The organism is gamma proteobacterium symbiont of Axiagastus rosmarus (assembly GCF_059730925.1).
In genome coordinates, this window is record NZ_AP035925.1 from 796257 (window position 1) to 815251 (window position 18995).

Annotated in this window: 15 protein-coding genes and 1 other annotated feature; of the genes, 8 read left to right on the top strand and 7 right to left on the bottom strand. The window is 60.4% G+C overall.

The window, feature by feature from the left end; translation table 11 throughout:
- Positions 1–209 precede the first annotated feature (209 nt).
- From urtA to atzF, 4 genes are read right to left on the bottom strand one after another with little or no spacing between them, the layout of a single operon-like run.
- A complete protein-coding gene (urtA, locus tag AC6I8F_RS03755; RefSeq protein ID WP_031279577.1) occupies positions 210–1478 on the bottom strand; it encodes an urea ABC transporter substrate-binding protein in 1269 nt (422 codons plus the stop codon).
- 30 nt (positions 1479–1508) lie between these two features.
- Positions 1509–2210 carry a GntR family transcriptional regulator gene (locus AC6I8F_RS03760; protein ID WP_104093707.1) on the bottom strand — a complete coding sequence of 234 codons (702 nt, stop codon included), beginning with the start codon at positions 2208–2210 and terminating at the stop codon, positions 1509–1511.
- Positions 2211–2219: 9 nt separating this feature from the next.
- A complete protein-coding gene (gene uca, locus AC6I8F_RS03765; protein WP_282954882.1) occupies positions 2220–5837 on the bottom strand; it encodes an urea carboxylase in 3618 nt (1205 codons plus the stop codon).
- A 2-nt stretch (positions 5838–5839) separates the two neighbouring features.
- Positions 5840–7636: an allophanate hydrolase gene (gene atzF / locus AC6I8F_RS03770; protein ID WP_498028545.1), complete on the bottom strand. Its 1797-nt coding sequence runs from the start codon at positions 7634–7636 to the stop codon at positions 5840–5842.
- A 256-nt stretch (positions 7637–7892) separates the two neighbouring features.
- Between atzF and sltY the strand changes: the two genes are divergently transcribed.
- Complete coding sequence (gene sltY / locus AC6I8F_RS03775; RefSeq protein ID WP_498028781.1) at positions 7893–9812, top strand: murein transglycosylase; 1920 nt, start codon at positions 7893–7895, stop codon at positions 9810–9812.
- 43 nt (positions 9813–9855) lie between these two features.
- On the top strand, positions 9856–10164 hold the full coding sequence (trpR, locus tag AC6I8F_RS03780; protein ID WP_021508685.1) for a trp operon repressor: 309 nt from the start codon (positions 9856–9858) through the stop codon (positions 10162–10164).
- Here trpR and yjjX read toward each other — a convergent pair whose 3' ends face one another.
- Positions 10165–10683: an inosine/xanthosine triphosphatase gene (gene yjjX / locus AC6I8F_RS03785; protein ID WP_141496366.1), complete on the bottom strand. Its 519-nt coding sequence runs from the start codon at positions 10681–10683 to the stop codon at positions 10165–10167.
- 51 nt (positions 10684–10734) lie between these two features.
- On the opposite strand from yjjX, the gene gpmB reads away from it, so the two are divergent.
- Positions 10735–11382 (top strand): 2,3-diphosphoglycerate-dependent phosphoglycerate mutase GpmB, encoded by a 648-nt coding sequence (gpmB, locus tag AC6I8F_RS03790; protein ID WP_058781605.1) that lies wholly within the window; start codon positions 10735–10737, stop codon positions 11380–11382.
- A gap of 250 nt (positions 11383–11632) precedes the next feature.
- Here the strand turns inward: gpmB and robA are convergent, their stop codons facing one another.
- A complete protein-coding gene (robA, locus tag AC6I8F_RS03795; protein ID WP_021508651.1) occupies positions 11633–12508 on the bottom strand; it encodes an MDR efflux pump AcrAB transcriptional activator RobA in 876 nt (291 codons plus the stop codon).
- Positions 12509–12701: 193 nt separating this feature from the next.
- On the opposite strand from robA, the gene creA reads away from it, so the two are divergent.
- A complete protein-coding gene (creA, locus tag AC6I8F_RS03800) occupies positions 12702–13175 on the top strand; it encodes a protein CreA (protein ID WP_022548913.1) in 474 nt (157 codons plus the stop codon).
- A gap of 50 nt (positions 13176–13225) precedes the next feature.
- Here the strand turns inward: creA and arcA are convergent, their stop codons facing one another.
- Positions 13226–13942: a two-component system response regulator ArcA gene (gene arcA, locus AC6I8F_RS03805; protein ID WP_021508652.1), complete on the bottom strand. Its 717-nt coding sequence runs from the start codon at positions 13940–13942 to the stop codon at positions 13226–13228.
- Between the two features lie 609 nt (positions 13943–14551).
- Between arcA and AC6I8F_RS03810 the strand changes: the two genes are divergently transcribed.
- The 4 genes from AC6I8F_RS03810 to thrB all read left to right on the top strand — a co-directional run bounded on the left by AC6I8F_RS03810 (position 14552) and on the right by thrB (position 18994).
- A complete protein-coding gene (locus AC6I8F_RS03810) occupies positions 14552–15271 on the top strand; it encodes a tRNA/rRNA methyltransferase (protein WP_150361804.1) in 720 nt (239 codons plus the stop codon).
- Between the two features lie 171 nt (positions 15272–15442).
- Entirely contained in the window at positions 15443–15514 is a 72-nt protein-coding gene (thrL, locus tag AC6I8F_RS03815; protein ID WP_128601299.1) for a thr operon leader peptide, read from the top strand.
- Positions 15450–15573: a sequence feature (Thr leader region), on the top strand. It overlaps the preceding gene by 65 nt.
- 26 nt (positions 15574–15599) lie before the next feature.
- The gene (gene thrA, locus AC6I8F_RS03820) at positions 15600–18062 is read left to right on the top strand and encodes a bifunctional aspartate kinase/homoserine dehydrogenase I (RefSeq protein ID WP_021508654.1); all 2463 of its coding nucleotides are present in this window, start codon (positions 15600–15602) and stop codon (positions 18060–18062) included.
- Between the two features lie 2 nt (positions 18063–18064).
- Entirely contained in the window at positions 18065–18994 is a 930-nt protein-coding gene (gene thrB, locus AC6I8F_RS03825) for a homoserine kinase (RefSeq protein WP_104093879.1), read from the top strand.
- Position 18995 lies beyond the last annotated feature (1 nt).

The following is an 18995-nucleotide window of genomic DNA, read 5'->3' on the forward strand; positions in this document are numbered from 1 at the left end:
TACATTGGGTGCGGTGTGGCCCTCATCAGGGTTAGGGCGTTGTCTGGCCCTCACCCCGGCCCTCTCCCACAGGGAGAGGGAGACGCTGCTACAGGTGAGTTCGGTAGCGGCGTGCTGGCTCGATCGGTTCCCTCTCCCGCAAGCGGGAGAGGGTTAGGGTGAGGGCCATAGGGCCAGCGGGCCAGAGGGCGAGGACCATCAGCCTCCCCTTACTGCGCCGACTTCACCGGGTAGTCCGGCTTCTTATCATTCCCGGCGATATACGGGCTCCACGGCTGGGCGCGTACCGGCTGTTCGGTCTGCCACACCACGTTGAACTGGCCGTTCTCCTCCACTTCACCAATCATCACCGGCTTGTGCAGATGGTGGTTGGTTTTGTCCATGGTCAGCGTGAAGCCGTCCGGTGCTTTGAACGTCTGTCCGGCCATCGCGGCGCGCACTTTATCCACATCGGTGGTGCCAGCTTTCTCTACCGCCTGCGCCCACATGTGCAGACCAACGTAGGTGGCTTCCATCGGATCGTTGGTCACTACGGTGCTGGCGTTCGGCAGGTTGTGCGCTTTGGCGTAAGCGCGGTAGTCGGCCACGAACTTCGCATTAGTCGGGTTATCCACTGACTCAAAGTAGTTCCACGCCGCCAGCTGACCGACCAGCGGTTTGGTGTCGATGCCGCGCAGCTCTTCTTCCCCCACCGAGAAGGCGATCACCGGAATGTCGGTTGCTTTAATGCCCTGGTTCGCCAGCTCTTTGTAGAACGGTACGTTGGAATCACCGTTGATGGTGGAGATCACCGCGGTTTTGCCACCGGCGGAGAATTTTTTGATATTCGACACGATGGTCTGGTAATCGCTGTAACCAAACGGCGTGTACACCTCTTCGATATCCTTATCCTGCACGCCTTTGCTATGCAGGAAGGCGCGCAGAATCTTGTTGGTGGTGCGCGGATAGACGTAGTCGGTGCCGAGCAGGAAGAAGCGTTTCGCGCTGCCGCCATCTTCGCTCATCAGATATTGCACCGCCGGGATCGCCTGCTGGTTCGGCGCGGCGCCGGTATAGAACACGTTCGGCGACATCTCTTCGCCTTCGTACTGCACCGGATAAAACAGCAGGCCGTTCAGCTCTTCAAATACCGGCAGCACCGATTTGCGCGAGACCGACGTCCAGCAGCCAAACACCACCGCCACTTTGTCCTGAGTCAGCAGCTGGCGCGCTTTTTCGGCGAACAGCGGCCAGTTAGAGGCCGGATCGACCACCACCGGTTCCAGCTTCTTGCCCAGCACACCGCCTTTGGCGTTGATCTCATCGATGGTCATCAGCGCCACATCTTTCAGCGGCGTTTCGGAAATCGCCATGGTGCCGGACAGCGAATGCATAATGCCGACTTTGATGGTGTCTGCCGCCTGTGCGGTAAAGGCGAAGCCCATGCTGGCAACGGTAGCGGAGAGCGCGAAAGCTTTAAGCAACGAACGTCGTTTCATCATTTAAACCCCTAACTGTGTTATCTGTTGTTATTCAATGGGTTGAAGCCGAGCCTGCTGTAACATATGCAACGTAATCTTCCTGACCTCGGCCTTACTGACGGCAATGTGGTCGGTTAAAATGCGCTGTGCCTCCTCGGTGTGTTGCTGAAAAATCGCCCGTAAGATCTGAGCGTGCTCGCGGTACGTGGCATCGACCCGGTCATCCCGCGTGAAGTCGAGACGGCGAATGATGCGGATTTTTTCTGTCAGCTCGGCGTGGATGCGCGCCATCTCCTGATTGCCCGCCGCCGCCACCAGCGCCATGTGAAACGCTTCGTCGTGCGCTGATACCGCTTTGCCATCTTCCAGCCGGGCATCGTCGATCCAGAAGGTTTTCAGCGCGGTCAGGGTTTCCGCGCAGGCCAGCGGCGGCAGCGCGCACAGGCGGCGCACCGCTTCGCGTTCCAGCACGGTGCGGAAGTCGTACAGCTCCTCGAAGTAGGCGAAATCGAACGGCCGTACCTGCCAGCCGCTGCGAAACCACACCTCGACGTAGCCTTCGCGCTCCAGCCAGAACAGCGCCTGACGCACCGGTGTGCGGCTCACCGCCAGCCGATCGGCGATTTCGTTTTCGCTGAAGCGGTCACCCGGCATCAGACGGAATTCAAAGATGTCCTGCTTCAGCGCCTGATAAACCTTTTCGGCCAGCGCTTCGGGACGGCCTTTGCTGCGGGGCGCGCTACTGTTCATACCTGCTCCTTAAGCCAGCCACAGCAGGGTGTCGCCCGGACTTACCGGACGGCCCGCCTGGCAGGCAATGCGTTTCACCGTGCCGGCCTGCGGCGCGACAATCGCCAGCTCCATCTTCATCGCTTCCACGATGATCAGCGTCTGGCCGGCCTGCACCGTATCGCCCGGCGCAACCAGCACTTTCCAGATGTTGCCGTTCATGTCAGCGCACACTGCCAGCGCATCGTCCTCTGCGTCGGCAACCACCAGCGTCTCTTCACTGGTGAGCGGCGCTTCCTGCTCTTCCTGCGCCCACAGCGTCACTTCCTGCTCAAACGCCGCGGCCTGACGTTCACGGAAGGCACTGATTTCCGGCGCGTTGTCGGCGAGGAACTGCTGATGGGCCGCGAAATCAAACTCGCTCTGCTCGATGCGGATGCGGGCACGACCGGCGCGGAAATCGTCGCGCAGCTGCGTCAGTTCCGCTTCGCTCACCGGATAGAAACGCACCTGGTCAAAGAAGCGCAGCAGCCAGGGTTCGCCGGCGGCAAACTGATCGTTTTGCAGGAACTTGTTCCAGATGGGCAGCGTGCGCCCCACCAGCTGATAGCCGCCCGGTGAATCCATGCCGTAGATGCACATGTACATACCGCCAATGCCCACCGTGCCTTCGGCGGTAAAGGTGCGCGCCGGGCTGTATTTGGAACTCAGCAGGCGATGGCGCGGATCGATCGGTACCGCGCACGGCGCGCCGAGATAGACATCGCCGAGACCGAGAATCAGATAGCTGGCGGCAAACAGGGTGTCGCGTACCGCTTCGCGGCTCGCCAGTCCATTGATGCGCTGAATGAAGTCAACGTTATTCGGCAGCCACGGCGCGCTGGCGCGAACCGTCTCTTTGTAACGCTCCACCGCACCGAGTGTGGCGCTGTCTTCAAACGCCATCGGCAGCCAGACGATGCGCGACGGCACTTTCAGCGCGCTGACGTCGCCCAGCCCGGCTTCCAGCTCCAGCAGCAGCGTCATCAGCTGCTGCTGACCGATCACCAGGCTGTCATAGCGCACCTGCAGCGAGCGCACGCCGGGCGACAGCTCTTCGATACCGGGCTCTGCACGCTGGCGCAGCGCCTGCATCAGCAGGTGTACGCGCAGGCGCAGCGCCAGATCCAGCACGTTATCGCCGTACTCAATCAGCACATATTTGTCGCCCGCCTGACGGTAGACCGCCGCAGGCGTGGTGGCGGTCGCCGGCAGCGCCGCTAACAGAGTGGCAGAACCGATGTCGCTCGCCGCCAGCGAAGGCACCGCGAAGGCCGGTGCGTGCTGGCTGCGCAGCGTGGTTACGCTGTGCGCCTGGGCTTTCTCAAGCGCGACCGCTTCGTCGGCGCTGATCGGGTGAAAGCGGATGCGATCGCCCGGTTTGACCTGGCCGACTTTCCACAGCTCGGCTTTGGCGATGGTGACCGGGCAGACGAAGCCACCAAGGCTTGGGCCGTCGTGCGTCAGGATCACCGGGAAGTCACCGGTAAAGTTCACCGCGCCGATGGCGTATTCGCAGTCGTGTACGTTTGATGGATGCAGCCCGGCTTCACCGCCGTTAGCGCGCGTCCAGCTGGGTTTCGGCCCGACCAGACGGACGCCAAGACGGTTGGAGTTGTAATGCACCTGCCAGTCGCTGGCAAAGAACTCATCGATGGCGGCCTGGGTGAAGAAATCCGGTGCGCCGTGCGGGCCGTACAGCACGCCAATGCGCCATTCGCTGCCATAGTGCGGCACCAGCGCGCGATCCAGCGCTTCAGGTTCGCTGACCGGGGCTGGCGTGGTGCAGGCGGCGAGCGCCGGCTGAGAGATCGGCAGCATGTCGGCGACGCGCAGCGTGCGTCCGGCGTGGCCACCAAACTGGCCCAGCGAGAAGGTGGCGCGGCTGCCGAGATACTCCGGCACATCGAAACCATTACGCACCGCTAAATAGGCGCGGCAGCCGCTCTGCGCGCGGCCCAGCGTCAGGGTTTGTCCGGCTTTCACCGCCACCGGCTGCCAGTAGTCGACCGCGCTGCCGTCGAGATCGGCCGGACAGTCGGCACCGGTCAGCGCGATCAGTGCATCGCTGTGGAAGCGCAGCGTCGGGCCCTGCAGGGTGAACTCCAGCCCGGCGGCGCTGGCGTGGTTGCCGACGATACGGTTGGCCAGGCGGAAGGCGAAGTCATCCATCGGGCCGGACGGCGGCACGCCGATGTCCCAGTAGCCCAGGCGGCCGGGAAAGTCCTGAATGCTGCTGAAGGTGCCGGGCTGCAGCACTTCGATGACGCTGGCCGCCGGCGTAAAGCCGTCAAGGAAGCGCGTCCAGACGTTACCGCTGCGGAAGGCGTCGGTCGCCACGATCTGACGCAGATAATCGAGATTGGTGGCGATGCCGTGCAGTTGGGTAGCGTCAAGCGCCTGCTGCAGCTTCGCCAGCGCGGCGTCGCGCGTTTCGCCATGCACGATCAGTTTGGCTACCATCGGATCGTAAAACGCCGTCACTTCGCTGCCGGTCTCGATCCAGCCGTCGACGCGCACCCCCGGCGGGAAGCTGATGTGGGTTAACACGCCCGGGCTCGGCTGGAAGTTTTTCAGCGGATCTTCGGCGTACAGCCGCACCTCAATCGATGCGCCGTGCGGTGCCTGCTGCAGACGATCCCAGTCGATGGCATCGTCCGCCGCCACCTGCAGCATGCACTCCACCAGGTCAAGGCCGGTGACGCACTCGGTCACCGGATGCTCCACCTGCAGGCGGGTGTTCACTTCGAGGAAATAAAACGCGTCCTGCGCGGCGTCATAGATGTACTCCACGGTGCCGGCGCTGCGGTAATTAACCAGCTCGCCCAGCCGCACCGCTGAAGCCAGCAGCGCTTCACGCGTGGCCTGCGGCAGATTAGGGGCCGGCGTCTCTTCCACCACCTTCTGATTGCGGCGCTGCAGCGAACAGTCGCGTTCGCCCAGCGCAATCACCTTGCCCTTGCCGTCGCCAAAAATCTGTACTTCCACGTGGCGCGCACGATCGATGCAGCGTTCAAGAAACACGCCGGCATCGCTGAAAAACTGCTCGCCCAGACGGCGCACGCTCTCCCATGCGTTCTCCAGGGCCGTGGCGTCGGCGCAGCGGGTCAGACCGATGCCGCCGCCGCCGGCGGTGCTTTTCAGCATCACCGGATAGCCGATATCTTCCGCCGCGCTGAGTGCGTCCTGCAGCGAACTGAGCAGCGGCGTGCCCGGCGTCATCGGCACGCCGGCGCTGGCGGCCAGCTCACGGGCGCGATGCTTGAGACCAAATTCTCCAATCTGCTGCGCGGTCGGGCCGACAAACGCGATGCCGGCCTCTTCGCAGGCGGCGGCGAACGGCAGGCTCTCGGAGAGAAAACCGTAGCCGGGCCAGATGGCCTGCGCGCCGCTTTGCTGCGCAGCGGCCAGAATTTTGTCGATGCGCAGATAGCTGTCGCTGGCTTTGTCACCGCCAAGGGCGATAGCCACATCGGCTTCGGTAACGTGACGCGCATTGCGGTCGGCATCCGAATAGACCGCCACGCTGGTTACGCCGAGGCGCTTCAGGGTGCGGATGGCACGACAGGCGATTTCGCCACGGTTAGCAATCAGAACGGTGCTGAACATGATTAGTGATTCCCCTGTGACGTCAGCCAGTTGCGCCAGCCGCCGAATTCAGTGATTTCCAGCGCCTGCGTCAGCGCTGCCGGTTCGCAGATAAAGCCTTTCACGATGCGTCCATCCGCCAGCGTCAGCGAACCGATGCCGAGCGGCGCCGGGATTTCCGCGACGAATTCGCCAAAACGCGCCAGCGGGATGTCCCACAGTTCGACGGTGATGGCGGCACCGCTGTCGCCGCGCAGCAGGCCGGGCTTTTTGATCGGGCCATCAAGCAGGGCGAACAGGCGATAGTGGCTGGCGGTTTGCGTCTCTTCGACCCACACCGCCTGACGCGTGGTGAGCTGGAAATTCAGCGGCATGCCGGTGAGATGGGCGCCGACCACCGCCACGCGCACGTGGTCAGGCGACGGCGGCAGCGCGGCGGGCTGCGGCGGCAGCGCTTTGCCGGTGGCCCCGAGCGGCAGCGCCAGCTGCTGCTGCCAGCGCAGGCCAAACGTCGCCAGCGCGCGGTCGTGCCACGCCGGGGCGATCAGCGTGATGCCCGCAGGCAGCCCATCGGCGCGGAACGGGCCAGGCAGCGCCAGCGCGCTGAGGTCAGCCAGGTTCGTGAAGTTGGTATAGGTGCCGAACTGCGAGTTGTAGTGCACCGGCTCCTGCTGCATCTCTTCCAGCGTATGAATGGTGGGCGAGGTCGGCACCACCAGTGCATCGAACCGGGCCAGCGTCTGCTGGATCTGGCGCGTCAGTTCGGCACGCAGGTATTCCGCCTGATACGCCTCGACGGCACTGTACTGGCGGCCGCTGCTGACGATGCCGTACACCACCGGATCCATCTCTTCCGGGCGGTCGAGCATCTCGCCGACCGCCACGGTGCGCTCAGCCACCCACGGGCCGTAATAGAGCTGCTCTGCCAGCTGGTGGAAAGGGGCGAAGTCGATAGGGTGCAGCGTCGCACCGCTCGCCGTGAGCTGCTCCAGCGCGCTGAGCCACGCCGCTTTCGCCTGCTGGTCACCGTAAAACTGCGGCGCGGCAGGGATCGCCAGCGAGGGCTGCGGCTGGAAACTGGCCGGTGCGCTGCGTGGCGACTGGCGCGCGTAGGCGTCACCGGCGTCGTAGCCGCCCGCGATGCTGGCGACGCTAAAGGCATCGGCAACCGTCAGGGCGAACACCGAGATGGTGTCATTGAGACGGCAGGCCGGTACCACGCCGCTGGCCGAGAACCAGCCTTTGGTCGGCTTCAGCCCGACGATATTGTTAAAACCTGCCGGTACGCGGCCGGAGCCGGCGGTATCGGTGCCGAGCGAGAAGCCGACCAGGCCGCGCGCCAGCACGGACGCGGAGCCGGAGCTGGAGCCGCCGCTGACGTAGGTCGGATTAAAGGTGTTGCTCACCGCGCCATACGGCGAGCGGGTGCCAACCAGACCGGTCGCGTACTGGTCGAGGTTGGTTTTACCGATGACGATAGCGCCTGCCGCTTTCAGCCTGGCCACCACGAAGGCATCGGCTGCGGCCTGATACGTCAGCGCCGGGCAGGCGGCGGTGGTCGGCCAGCCTGCCACGTCGATGTTGTCTTTGACGGCAAACGGCACGCCAAACAGCGGCAGGGCGGCCGGATTGCGCTGATACGCCGCCAGCAGCGGTTCAACCTGCGCCAGCAGCTGGGCCGGCGAAGCGAGGTACAGCCAGGCATTATCCTGGTTATCGAGTGCGTCGAGATGTGCGGCCAGCAGTGCAGGGATCTGCTGTGCATCCTGCTGTGCGCAACGTTGCCAATCCTGAAGCGTAAAACCGAAGGTCGATGCCATGAGTGAATTCCAGCTGGTATACAAGATGGCATTCAACAGAGCAAAGCACGTGCCAGAGTTGTAACTGAATGAAAACACGTAGCTATTTGATGGGTAATAAGTTTTTCTGATGATTATTTGCACAATTGCGGCGCAGACGCTGAACAATCACGGTGCGCCTGGGTAAATTTTGTGAAGAACGTGGCAAGAGCCGGTTGGCCTGGTTAGCATGAAGGGAGTCCGGCATAAGCTGGAGCGCAGCAATGAGGAGAGCGGAGTGGAGAAGTGGCGTAACTGGATGATAGGGATCTGTCTGGTCAGCACGGCCGGCAGCGTGTGGGCCGATTCGCTGGATCAGCAACGACAGCGCTATGCGCAGATCAAACAGGCCTGGGACAACAAACAGATGGACCAGGTTGAGCAGCTGATGCCAACGCTGCAGGATTATCCGCTCTATCCGTACCTGCAGTACCGCCTGCTGGCGCAGGATCTCGATCAGGAGACCGGGCTGGCGGTGAAAAACTTTATTCAGCAGTATCCGACGCTGCCGCCGGCGCGCTCGCTGCAGACGCGCTTTGTTAACGTGCTGGCGCACCGCCAGGACTGGCCGGGCGTGCTCAGCTTCAGCCCGGATGAGCCGAAGCCGGTGCAGGCGCGTTGTAACTGGTACTACGCCAAATGGGCGACCGGCCAGCAGCAGGCGGCGTTTGACGGGGCCAAAGCCATCTGGCTGCGCGGGACCGCGTTACCGAACGACTGCGACAAGCTGTTCTCGGTGTGGCAGGCGTCAGGGCAGCTGTCGCCGATCACCATCCTCGAACGCATCCGCCTGGCGATGAAAGCCGGCAACGACAGCCTGGTTAATTACCTGGCGAAAATGCTGCCGGCGGATTATCAAACCACCGCCAGCGCGCTGATTGCGCTGCAGCAAAATCCCCAGACCGTCACCACCTTTGCCAGCACCCTCGGCCCGACCGATTTTACCCGCATGGCCACCAGCTACGCCTTTGCCCGCGTGGCGCGTCAGGATATGGACAACGCGCGCATGATGATCCCGCAGCTGGTTCAGGCGCAGAAGACGAGTCCGGCGGAAGAGCAGGATCTGAAAGAGACGGTGGTATGGCGCATGATGGGCGCCGATCTCACCTCGGAGCAGGCGCGCTGGCGCGATGCGGTGGTGATGAACAGCGAATCCACCGCGCTGATTGAGCGGCGCGTGCGGCTGGCGCTGAGTGAAAACGACCGTCGCGGCCTGAACACCTGGATTGCCCGGCTGCCGGTGGAAGCCAAAGAGAAAGATGAGTGGCAGTACTGGCAGGCCGATTTACTGATGGCGCAGGGGCGCAAAGAGGAAGCGGAAGAGATTCTGCGTAAGCTAATGCAGCAGCGCGGCTTCTATCCGATGGTGGCGGCACAGCGGCTGGGCGTCGAGTATCCGCTGCAGGTGGATCAGGCGCCGGCGGCGGACAATAGCGTGGTGCAGGGGCCGGAGATGGCGCGCGTGCGCGAGCTGATGTACTGGGGACTGGATAACCTGGCGCGCAGCGAGTGGGCCAACCTGATCAGCAGTAAAACCCGTACCCAGCAGCAGATGCTGGCGCGCTACGCCAATGAGCAGGACTGGTGGGATCTCAGCGTGCAGGCCACCATCACCGCGAAAATGTGGGATAGCCTGAAAGAGCGTTTCCCGCTGGCGTGGCGCAATCTGTATCAGCAATACACCAGCGATAAGGGCATCACGCCAAGCTACGCCATGGCGATTTCCCGCCAGGAGAGCGCGTGGAACCCTAAAGCGCGCTCACCGGTTGGCGCCAGTGGCCTGATGCAGGTGATGCCGGGCACCGCCAGCCATACCGTGAAGATGTACAACATTCCGGGTTACGTTAACAGCAGCCAGCTGCTCGATCCGCAGACCAATATTCAGATTGGTACGCAGTATCTGGAGTATGTCTATCAGCAGTTTGGTCAGAACCGCATCTTCTCTTCTGCCGCCTATAATGCCGGCCCGGGGCGGGTGCGTAGCTGGCTGAATACCAGCGGCGGCAAACTGGATGCGGTGGCGTTTATCGAAACCATTCCCTTCTCGGAAACCCGTGGCTACGTGAAAAACGTGCTGGCCTACGATGCCTATTACCGCTACTTCATGGGCAAGCCGGATAAGATTCTCGCCGACGGCGAGTGGAATCGCCGTTACTGACTGTGTTATGCTTCCGTACTCGTTAATGAGTACGGAAGCCTTCATGAGCCAACCCCTTTCCCCGCAGCCGGTTGAAGACAACTGGCTGCGTTTCATCGACCTGATGCACAACGCGTTTTCCGATGACGTAGCGCTGCCCTTGCTGCAGCTGATGATGACGCCGGATGAGCGCGAAGCCTTAGGCACGCGCCTGCGCATTATCGAAGCGTTGATCAACGGTGATATCAGTCAGCGCGAGCTGAAAAACGAATTGGGCGTCGGGATTGCCACCATCACCCGCGGATCCAATAGCCTGAAAGAGGCGCCGCCCGAGCTGAAACGCTGGCTGGAAGCGCGCCTCGGGCGCAGCTGATTACTGCTGATACAGCGGGTGAGTGAATGGACAGAGCGCCAGAATCAGGGCCTGATGATAGACACTGGAGCGGCTCAGCAGGCCGTGGGTGACGGCGCCAATCGCACCGCCCTTGTGTTTGATATTCTCCACGCCGGTTAAGCGCGCCATTTCGTCACCGAGCTCATGCCCGGCAGCCAGACCGGCCATCACCACCGGCGGCAGTGTAAAGCTGGCAGAGCGGGATTCACCGCGCTGCTGCGCATTCTCCACCACCATCCAGGCAAAGGCGCAGTCGCCCTCGATGCCCGCTTCAATCGCCACCCAGTAATCCGCCTGTGGCCGCACATGACGCGCGTTCGCCACGCGCTGGCGTGCGCCAGTTCGCGTTTCGGCATCGCTTAAGGGCTGCGCGGCGACGCCGCTCTCGACCTCGACCCCTTCAATATGGCAGGATCCTTCGCCGAAAACGTCGTTGAACGCCTGAGCAATTGCGCGGATTTTTGCCGGATTGATGGTGGCTGCGACAACATGGTACATAATTACCTGAACCCTCAAGACAAATTTGTCGCAGTATAACGGAAATTAAGCATGTTACAGGTCTATCTTGTTCGTCACGGTGAAACGGTTTGGAATGCGGCCCGACGCATTCAGGGGCAGTCCGACAGTCCGCTGACGGATAAAGGTGAGCAGCAGGCGCATCAGGTGGGCGAGCGCGTGAAATCGCTGGGCATTACTCACGTGATTGCCAGCGATTTAGGACGTACCCGGCGCACCGCGGAGATTATTGCTGATGCTTGCGGTTGTAAGGTGACGCTGGATGCCCGCCTGCGCGAGCTCAATATGGGCTGTCTGGAGCAGCGTCCGCTCGACGGCCTGACGGCGGAAGAGGAAAGCTGGCGTAAAGCGCTGGTGGATGGCACCGAAGGCGGCCGGATTCCGGGTGGCGAGTCGATGGAAGAGATGGCGACGCGCATGCATGCCGCGCTCAACGCCTGTCTCGATCTGCCGGCGGGTAGCCGTCCGCTGCTGGTGAGCCACGGCATGGCGCTGGGCGTGCTGGTGAGTACCATTCTCGGGCTGCCGGCCCATGCGGAGCGCCGTTTGCGTCTGCGTAACTGCTCGATTTCGCGCGTCGATCATCAGCAAAGCGCCTGGCTCGCCGCCGGCTGGGTGGTGGAGACGGCTGGCGATGTGTCGCATCTGGATGCCCCGGCGCTGGATGAGCTGCAGCGTTAAGCGCGCTAGCGCACGGCGCAGAATGACCGCGTATCGGTGCGTATCAATGATCGCGTATCGGTACGCATCAATGCGCACCCTACGGGAGCACGGTCAGTACGCATCGGCGACAAACGGTAGGGGCTTGTTGCTGCGGTTGAATCGGTGCGCATGAATGCGCACCCTACGGGGTGCACGGGCAATGCGCATCGGCGACATACGGTGATGCTTCTGTAGGGTCGCCATTCATGGCGACCGTCGACAACGCCCGTTACTGCTGCGGACGAATCGGAATCAGATATTCGCAGCGAATCTCCATTGGCGGCTCGCTGCGCTTCTTGCCACCGTGCGTATAGAAACGCTCAATATCCTGGCCCTGACGGCGCACCAGGCCGAGGGTCGGCATACAGGTGCCGTACAGCAGCAGAATAAACTCCTGCAGCGCAGTGCGCGGTCCCTGATAGCTGAACTGCACATAATCCCCGGCTTCCAGAATCACGCTCTGGTTTGACTGCATGCTCAGCGCCTGCTGGTCGGCCGGCACCGCCGTGGTGTACAGAATCTCCTGCTCATCATCCTTCTCATGGCTGGCGCGTACCTGATGCAGGCCGTACAGCACCGGCGGCACGGTATCAGTCTCCAGCAGGAACTGCTTCCAGAAGTGGATGCGCATCTCGTCGCGGTAGCTGGAGATCTGCTCCAGCGTGCAGGTATAGCTTTGCGTTTGCCCCACCAGCACCGTTTCCGGCAGCGTGACGAACTGCGCTTGCGGCATCGGGTAATCATCGAGGCGAATCGGCGGGCGAATGCCGTACGAATTCCACTCCGACGAGCGGCGATACCACGCAGGTGTCTGATTGAACTGCTTTTTAAACGCGCGGGTAAAGGTTTGTTGCGAATCGAAGCGATACTGCAGCGCAATGTCGAGGATCGGCCGGCTGGTGAGACGCAGCGCGACGGCGGCCTTGGACAGCCGGCGGGCGCGGATATACGCGCCGATGGCGTGGCCAGTAACTTCCTTGAACATTCGCTGCAGGTGCCACTTGGAATAGCCCGCTTTTAGCGCAACGTTATCGAGCGAAAGGGGTTGATCCAGATGGCTTTCCAGCCAGACAAGCAAATCGCGAATGATACCGGCTTGGTCCATAAAACATCCTCATAACTCTCTGGTGGCGCAACGATGAAGTCACCGAATAGTAGCACGAATTGCACAACGGCGCGGGGGTGGTTTGCCAGTTAACTGTGCTACATCAATGCGGGTTGTGACCCGTTAGGTTTGGTTCTCGGTTCGATTAACAGTACATTACATTCACATCTATTCCGTTTGCAATGGTAACTCAATGACAATAGCTCGCAATCTTATAGTCACGCTGGCAACATTTATGTTGAGTCAGAGCGTGCTGGCCGAGGAGATCGGCTCCGTTGACACCGTATTCAAGATGTTTGGCCCCGATCATAAGATCGTGGTGGAAGCCTTCGACGACCCCGACGTTAAAAATGTAACCTGTTATATCAGCCGGGCGAAAACCGGCGGTATTAAGGGCGGACTGGGTCTGGCGGAAGATACTTCCGACGCGGCCATCTCCTGTCAGCAGGTGGGACCGATAGAGCTTAGCGATAAAATCGCGCAGGGCAAGGCGCAGGGTGAAGTGGTGTTCCGCAAACGCACTTCACTGGTGTTTAAAAAGCTGCAGGTGGTGCGCTTCTTTGACCAGAAACGTCATGCGCTGGTGTACCTGAGCTATTCGGATAAAGTGGTCGATGGCTCACCGAAAAATGCGCTGAGCGCGGTGCCGATTATGCCGTGGCACTGAGCCGATAAAAAAACGCCCTGACGGGCGTTTTTTTGTTTCGCGACGGACGCTTAATCCTGCAGCTCGCCGCAGAAGCGGTAGCCTTCGCCGTGGATAGTGGCGATGATTTCCGGCGTATCCGGCGTCGACTCAAAGTGTTTGCGGATGCGGCGAATGGTGACATCCACCGTGCGGTCATGCGGCTTCAGCTCGCGACCGGTCATCTTCTTCAGCAGGTCAGCTCGCGTCTGGATTTTGCCTGGGTTTTCACAGAAGTGCAGCATGGCGCGGAACTCACTGCGCGGCAGCTTGTACTGATCGCCGTTCGGGCTGATCAGCGAGCGGCTGTTAATATCCAGTTCCCAGCCGTTGAAGCGATAGCTCTCGACCTGACGGCGCTCTTCGCTCGGCATCGCCAGATTCATGGTACGCGACAGCAGGTTGCGCGCACGAATCGTCAGCTCACGCGGATTGAACGGCTTAGTGATGTAGTCGTCGGCACCGATCTCCAGACCGAGGATTTTATCCACTTCGTTATCACGGCCGGTGAGGAACATCAGGGCGACGTTAGCCTGTTCGCGCAGTTCACGCGCCAGCAGTAGACCGTTTTTGCCCGGCAGGTTGATATCCATAATCACCAGATTGACGTCGTTATCGGTCAAAACCTGATGCATCTCGGCGCCGTCGGTGGCTTCATAGACCACGTAACCTTCGGCCTCAAAAATACTTTTGAGGGTGTTACGCGTGACCAGTTCGTCTTCAACGATAAGAATGTGCGGGGTCTGCATGTTTCGCTACCTAAAATTTGCCAACAAATCGAAAACAGGGCGTACGGCGGTTGCCATAACTGTTCCACTGAACAGTGGGCCGTTCGCAACCGGTGTACGAAATGATCTTCGGAATACACCATCCATCTACGTCAACTTCAGTGTTAGCTCAGCCAGTCAGGATGAATATTTGCGTGCCCCGTGGGTATCGGACTGGCGCTTATCCTAACCGTATTAACAGCAACCTAACAGCACCAACAACAACCGATAAGCATAAAAACAACGCTTCGTTGACTTATATCAAATGCAAGTGTAGCACGTTAACACTTTTATGAAAAACTTCTACTGGAATGCCAGCTTAGCTCACAAAAAGCAGCATTTTCGCTACATTTCAGCTGCATCAGCGCAAAAGTAAAACCTGCAGGTAATAACTTTTCAATTGCATGAAAAATAATGTTTTAATATGGGTTTGGCGCATAAATTTTGCTTATTACGCATAATTGCGCCTGCCCGGCACTTTTGCCCTGTTTTAACATCCTTAACATCTTATTTTCTCAGGCCCGTGCGGTTGGTATTTTGTCGCCTGCATGCCAACATAGGTCGGGTTATTAACCGTTCGATGGAAAAATCATGCATTTCCCCCTGATCCTTGTCTCACCCGCTCGCCCGGAGAATATCGGCGCGGCCGCCCGCGCCATGAAAACCATGGGATTTAGCGAGTTGCGTATTGTCGCCAGTGACGCCTGGCAGGATCCGGCCGCGCGGCGTGTGGCCCACGGCGCCGGTGAGATTCTCGACCACGTGCAAACCTATGACACGCTGAGCGCCGCGCTGGCGGATGTCGATTTTTCCGTGGCCACGACCGCCCGCAGCCGGGCGAAGTTTCGCTATTACGCCACGCCGGCGCAGGTCGAAACCATCCTGCAGGAGAAGCGTCAGTGGCTGAATCGCATCGCGCTGGTGTTTGGCCGTGAAGACAGTGGGCTGACTAATGAGGAGCTGGAACAGGTCGATCTGCTGACCGGCATTCCGATGGCGCAGGACTATCCTTCACTGAATCTCGGCCAGGCGGTGATGGTGTACTGCTATCAGCTGTCGGCGCTGCACCAGGTGGCAGCCGCGCCGGTTGAGGCGGCTAACGCGCAGCAGCTGCAGGCGCTGCGTCAGCGCTTTCATCAGCTGCTGGTGACGCTGGAAGTCAGCAATGATGCCAAGCTGGCGGACTGGATCGATCAGCGCATCGGTCTGCTGGAGCAGCGCGACAGCGCCATGCTGCACCGTTTGCTGCACGACGTAGAAAAAAAACTTATAGATAATTGCTCGGGAAAACCGGCGCCGGACAGTGAGTGATCGGGCGTCTGTGGCGCTGCCTGAACGATCGCAATCCGTTTCGGCGTCTGCGGCGCAGCACTGCGCAGCAGCACCATTCGGGTGCAAAGACAAATTCGTTGACTTAACGTGCGCTTTGCTTTACTTCTGGAAGGCAGATGGACAAGACAAAGACAGACAGAAAAAATCTCAATGCGTAACCACAGCCTGAACACCACCATTATTATTACCACCACCATTACCACAGGTAACGGTGCGGGCTGACGCATACAGGAAAAACAAAAGAAAGAAGCCCGCACCTCAACAGTGCGGGCTTTTTTTTCGGCAAAAATTCAGGAGAGCTTCAATCATGCGAGTGCTGAAATTCGGCGGAACCTCGGTAGCCAATGCGGAACGTTTTCTCCGCGTGGCAGATATTCTGGAAAGCAATGCGCAACAGGGACAGGTTGCCACCGTGCTCTCTGCGCCAGCGAAAATCACCAATCATCTGGTAGCGATGATTGAGAAAACCATCAGCGGCCAGGATGCGCTGCCGAATATCAGCGATGCCGAACGCATTTTTGCCGAACTGCTGCAGGGGCTGGCCGACGCTCAGCCTGGTTTCGATTACGATGGCCTGAAAACCCGCGTTGAGCTGGAGTTTGCGCAGCTGAAACAGGTGCTGCACGGCATCAGCCTGCTGGGTCAGTGCCCGGATGCCGTGAACGCCGCCATTATCTGTCGCGGTGAGAAACTGTCGATTGCCATCATGGAGGCGCTGCTGCAGGCGCGCGGCCACAAAGTGACGGTGATCGATCCGGTCGAGAAACTGCTGGCGGTGGGCCACTATCTTGAATCGACCGTGGATATCGCCGAATCCACACGGCGTATCGCGGCCAGCCAGATCCCGACCGACCACATGATCCTGATGGCGGGCTTCACCGCCGGCAATGAGAAGGGCGAGCTGGTGGTGCTGGGGCGTAACGGCTCAGACTACTCGGCGGCCGTGCTGGCGGCGTGTCTGCGCGCGGACTGCTGTGAAATCTGGACCGATGTCGATGGCGTTTACACCTGCGATCCGCGTCAGGTACCGGATGCGCGTCTGCTGAAGTCGATGTCTTATCAGGAAGCGATGGAGCTCTCCTACTTTGGTGCCAAAGTGCTGCACCCGCGCACCATCGCGCCGATTGCCCAGTTCCAGATTCCGTGCTTAATCAAAAATACCGCCAATCCTCAGGCGCCAGGCACTCTGATTGGCGGCGAAGGCGAAGTGGATGAAAATCCGGTAAAAGGCATCACCAATCTGAATAACATGGCGATGTTTAACGTCTCCGGTCCGGGCATGAAAGGGATGGTGGGCATGGCGGCGCGCGTGTTTGCCGCGATGTCGCGCACCGGCATTTCCGTGGTGCTGATTACCCAATCCTCCTCCGAATACAGCATCAGCTTCTGCGTGCCGCAGAGCGAGCAGGCGCGCGCGCGTCGCGTGCTGGAAGAGGAATTCTACCTCGAACTGAAAGATGGCCTGCTCGATCCGCTCGACGTGCTGGAGCAGCTGGCGGTGATTTCGGTGGTGGGCGACGGCATGCGCACGCTGCGCGGCATCTCCGCTAAATTCTTCTCGGCGCTGGCACGCGCCAACATCAATATCGTGGCGATTGCTCAGGGCTCCTCTGAGCGCTCCATCTCCGTCGTGGTCAGCAACGATGACGTCACCACCGGCGTGCGCGTGGTGCATCAGATGCTGTTCGCCACCGATCAGGTGATCGAAGTGTTTGTGGTGGGCGTCGGAGGCGTCGGTGGCGCGCTGCTTGAGCAGCTGCACCGTCAGCAGGCGTGGCTGAAGGGCAAGCATATCGATCTGCGCGTGTGCGGCATTGCCAATTCGCATGCGCTGCTGACCAACGTGCACGGCATCGACCTCAGCAACTGGAAAGCGGCGCTGGCGGAAGCCAAAGAGCCGTTTAACCTCGGGCGGCTGATTCGTCTGGTGAAAGAGTACCATCTGCTCAACCCGGTGATCGTCGACTGTACCTCCAGCCAGGCGGTGGCCGATCAGTACGCGGACTTCCTCGCCGAAGGTTTCCATGTGGTCACGCCAAATAAAAAGGCCAATACCTCGTCGTGGAATTACTACCAGCAGATGCGTGCGGCGGCGGCGAAATCGCGCCGTAAGTTCCTTTACGATACCAACGTCGGTGCCGGTCTGCCGGTGATTGAAAACCTGCAGAACCTGCTGAACGCCGGCGATGAGCTGATCAAGTTCTCCGGCATCCTGTCGGGCTCGCTGTCGTTTATCTTTGGCAAGCTGGATGAGGGCGTGACGCTGTCCGAAGCCACCCGCATGGCGCGCGAGCTGGGCTTTACCGAACCGGATCCGCGCGACGACCTGTCCGGTACTGACGTGGCGCGTAAGCTGCTGATTCTGGCGCGTGAGGCGGGTCATCAGCTGGAGCTGAGCGACATCGACATCGAACCGCTGCTGCCCGCCAGCCTGACGGACATCGCCGACGTCGATCAGTTTATGGCGCGGCTGCCGGAGCTGGACAACGCCTTTGCCGCGCGCGTTGCCAAAGCGCGTGATGAGGGTAAAGTGTTACGCTTCGTCGGCGCGATTGAAGAGGGCGGCGCCTGCAAAGTTAAAATCGATGCGGTGGACGGCAACGATCCGCTGTACAAAGTGAAGAACGGCGAAAACGCACTGGCGTTTTACAGCCGTTATTATCAGCCGATCCCGCTGGTTCTGCGCGGATATGGCGCGGGGAATGATGTCACCGCGGCGGGTGTGTTTGCCGATTTGCTGCGCACGCTGACGTGGAAGTTGGGAGTTTAATGATGGTAAAAATTTATGCACCGGCCTCGATAGGTAACGTCAGCGTCGGCTTTGATGTGCTGGGCGCGGCGGTTTCGCCGGTGGATGGCTCGCTGCTGGGCGACTGCGTGTCGGTCGAAGCGGCAGAGCAGTTTAGCCTGCAGAATAAAGGGCGCTTTGTCAGCAAACTGCCCGCCGATCCGCAGGAAAACATCGTTTACCAGTGCTGGCAGCGTTTCTGCCAGGCGATTGGTAAAGACGTTCCGGTGGCGATGACGCTGGAGAAAAACATGCCGATTGGCTCAGGCCTCGGTTCCAGCGCCTGCTCGGTGGTGGCCGGCCTGATGGCGATGAATGAGTTCTGCGGCCAGCCGCTTAACGACACCGAGCTGCTGGCACTGATGGGCGAGCTGGAAGGGCGCATCTCCGGCAGCGTGCACTATGACAACGTCGCGCCGTGCTTCCTCGGCGGCGTACAGCTGATGATTGAAGAGAACGGGATCATCAGCCAGGAGGTGCCGTGCTTTGATGACTGGCTATGGGTAATGGCTTATCCGGGCATCAAAGTCTCCACGGCGGAAGCACGCGCCATCCTGCCGGCGCAGTATCGCAAGCAGGATGCCATCAAACATGGTCGTCTGCTGGCCGGCTTTATTCACGCCTGCCACACCCGTCAGCCGCTGCTGGCGGCTAAACTGATGCAGGATGTCATCGCCGAGCCGTATCGCACCAAACTGCTGCCGGGCTTTGCGGAGGCGCGTCAGGCGGCCAGCGACATTGGCGCGCTGGCCTGCGGTATTTCGGGCTCTGGCCCGACACTTTTCGCCGTTTGCAACGAGATGGCAACGGCACAGCGGATGGCGGACTGGCTGAGCCAGCACTATCTGCAGAATGAGGAAGGCTTCGTCCATATCTGCCGTCTTGATACGGCTGGCGCACGTAAACTGGGATAAC

What these genes read in the sequence shown, in the direction of transcription:
- robA (WP_021508651.1), bottom strand. Translation starts at nt 12,508, where the DNA reads ATGGACCAAGCCGGTATCATTCGCGATTTGCTTGTCTGGCTGGAAAGC.
- creA (WP_022548913.1), top strand. Translation starts at nt 12,702, where the DNA reads ATGACAATAGCTCGCAATCTTATAGTCACGCTGGCAACATTTATGTTG.
- arcA (WP_021508652.1), bottom strand. Translation starts at nt 13,942, where the DNA reads ATGCAGACCCCGCACATTCTTATCGTTGAAGACGAACTGGTCACGCGT.
- trpR (WP_021508685.1), top strand. Translation starts at nt 9,856, where the DNA reads ATGAGCCAACCCCTTTCCCCGCAGCCGGTTGAAGACAACTGGCTGCGT.
- uca (WP_282954882.1), bottom strand. Translation starts at nt 5,837, where the DNA reads ATGTTCAGCACCGTTCTGATTGCTAACCGTGGCGAAATCGCCTGTCGT.
- AC6I8F_RS03810 (WP_150361804.1), top strand. Translation starts at nt 14,552, where the DNA reads ATGCATTTCCCCCTGATCCTTGTCTCACCCGCTCGCCCGGAGAATATC.
- thrA (WP_021508654.1), top strand. Translation starts at nt 15,600, where the DNA reads ATGCGAGTGCTGAAATTCGGCGGAACCTCGGTAGCCAATGCGGAACGT.
- yjjX (WP_141496366.1), bottom strand. Translation starts at nt 10,683, where the DNA reads ATGTACCATGTTGTCGCAGCCACCATCAATCCGGCAAAAATCCGCGCA.
- AC6I8F_RS03760 (WP_104093707.1), bottom strand. Translation starts at nt 2,210, where the DNA reads ATGAACAGTAGCGCGCCCCGCAGCAAAGGCCGTCCCGAAGCGCTGGCC.
- gpmB (WP_058781605.1), top strand. Translation starts at nt 10,735, where the DNA reads ATGTTACAGGTCTATCTTGTTCGTCACGGTGAAACGGTTTGGAATGCG.
- thrB (WP_104093879.1), top strand. Translation starts at nt 18,065, where the DNA reads ATGGTAAAAATTTATGCACCGGCCTCGATAGGTAACGTCAGCGTCGGC.
- atzF (WP_498028545.1), bottom strand. Translation starts at nt 7,636, where the DNA reads ATGGCATCGACCTTCGGTTTTACGCTTCAGGATTGGCAACGTTGCGCA.
- urtA (WP_031279577.1), bottom strand. Translation starts at nt 1,478, where the DNA reads ATGAAACGACGTTCGTTGCTTAAAGCTTTCGCGCTCTCCGCTACCGTT.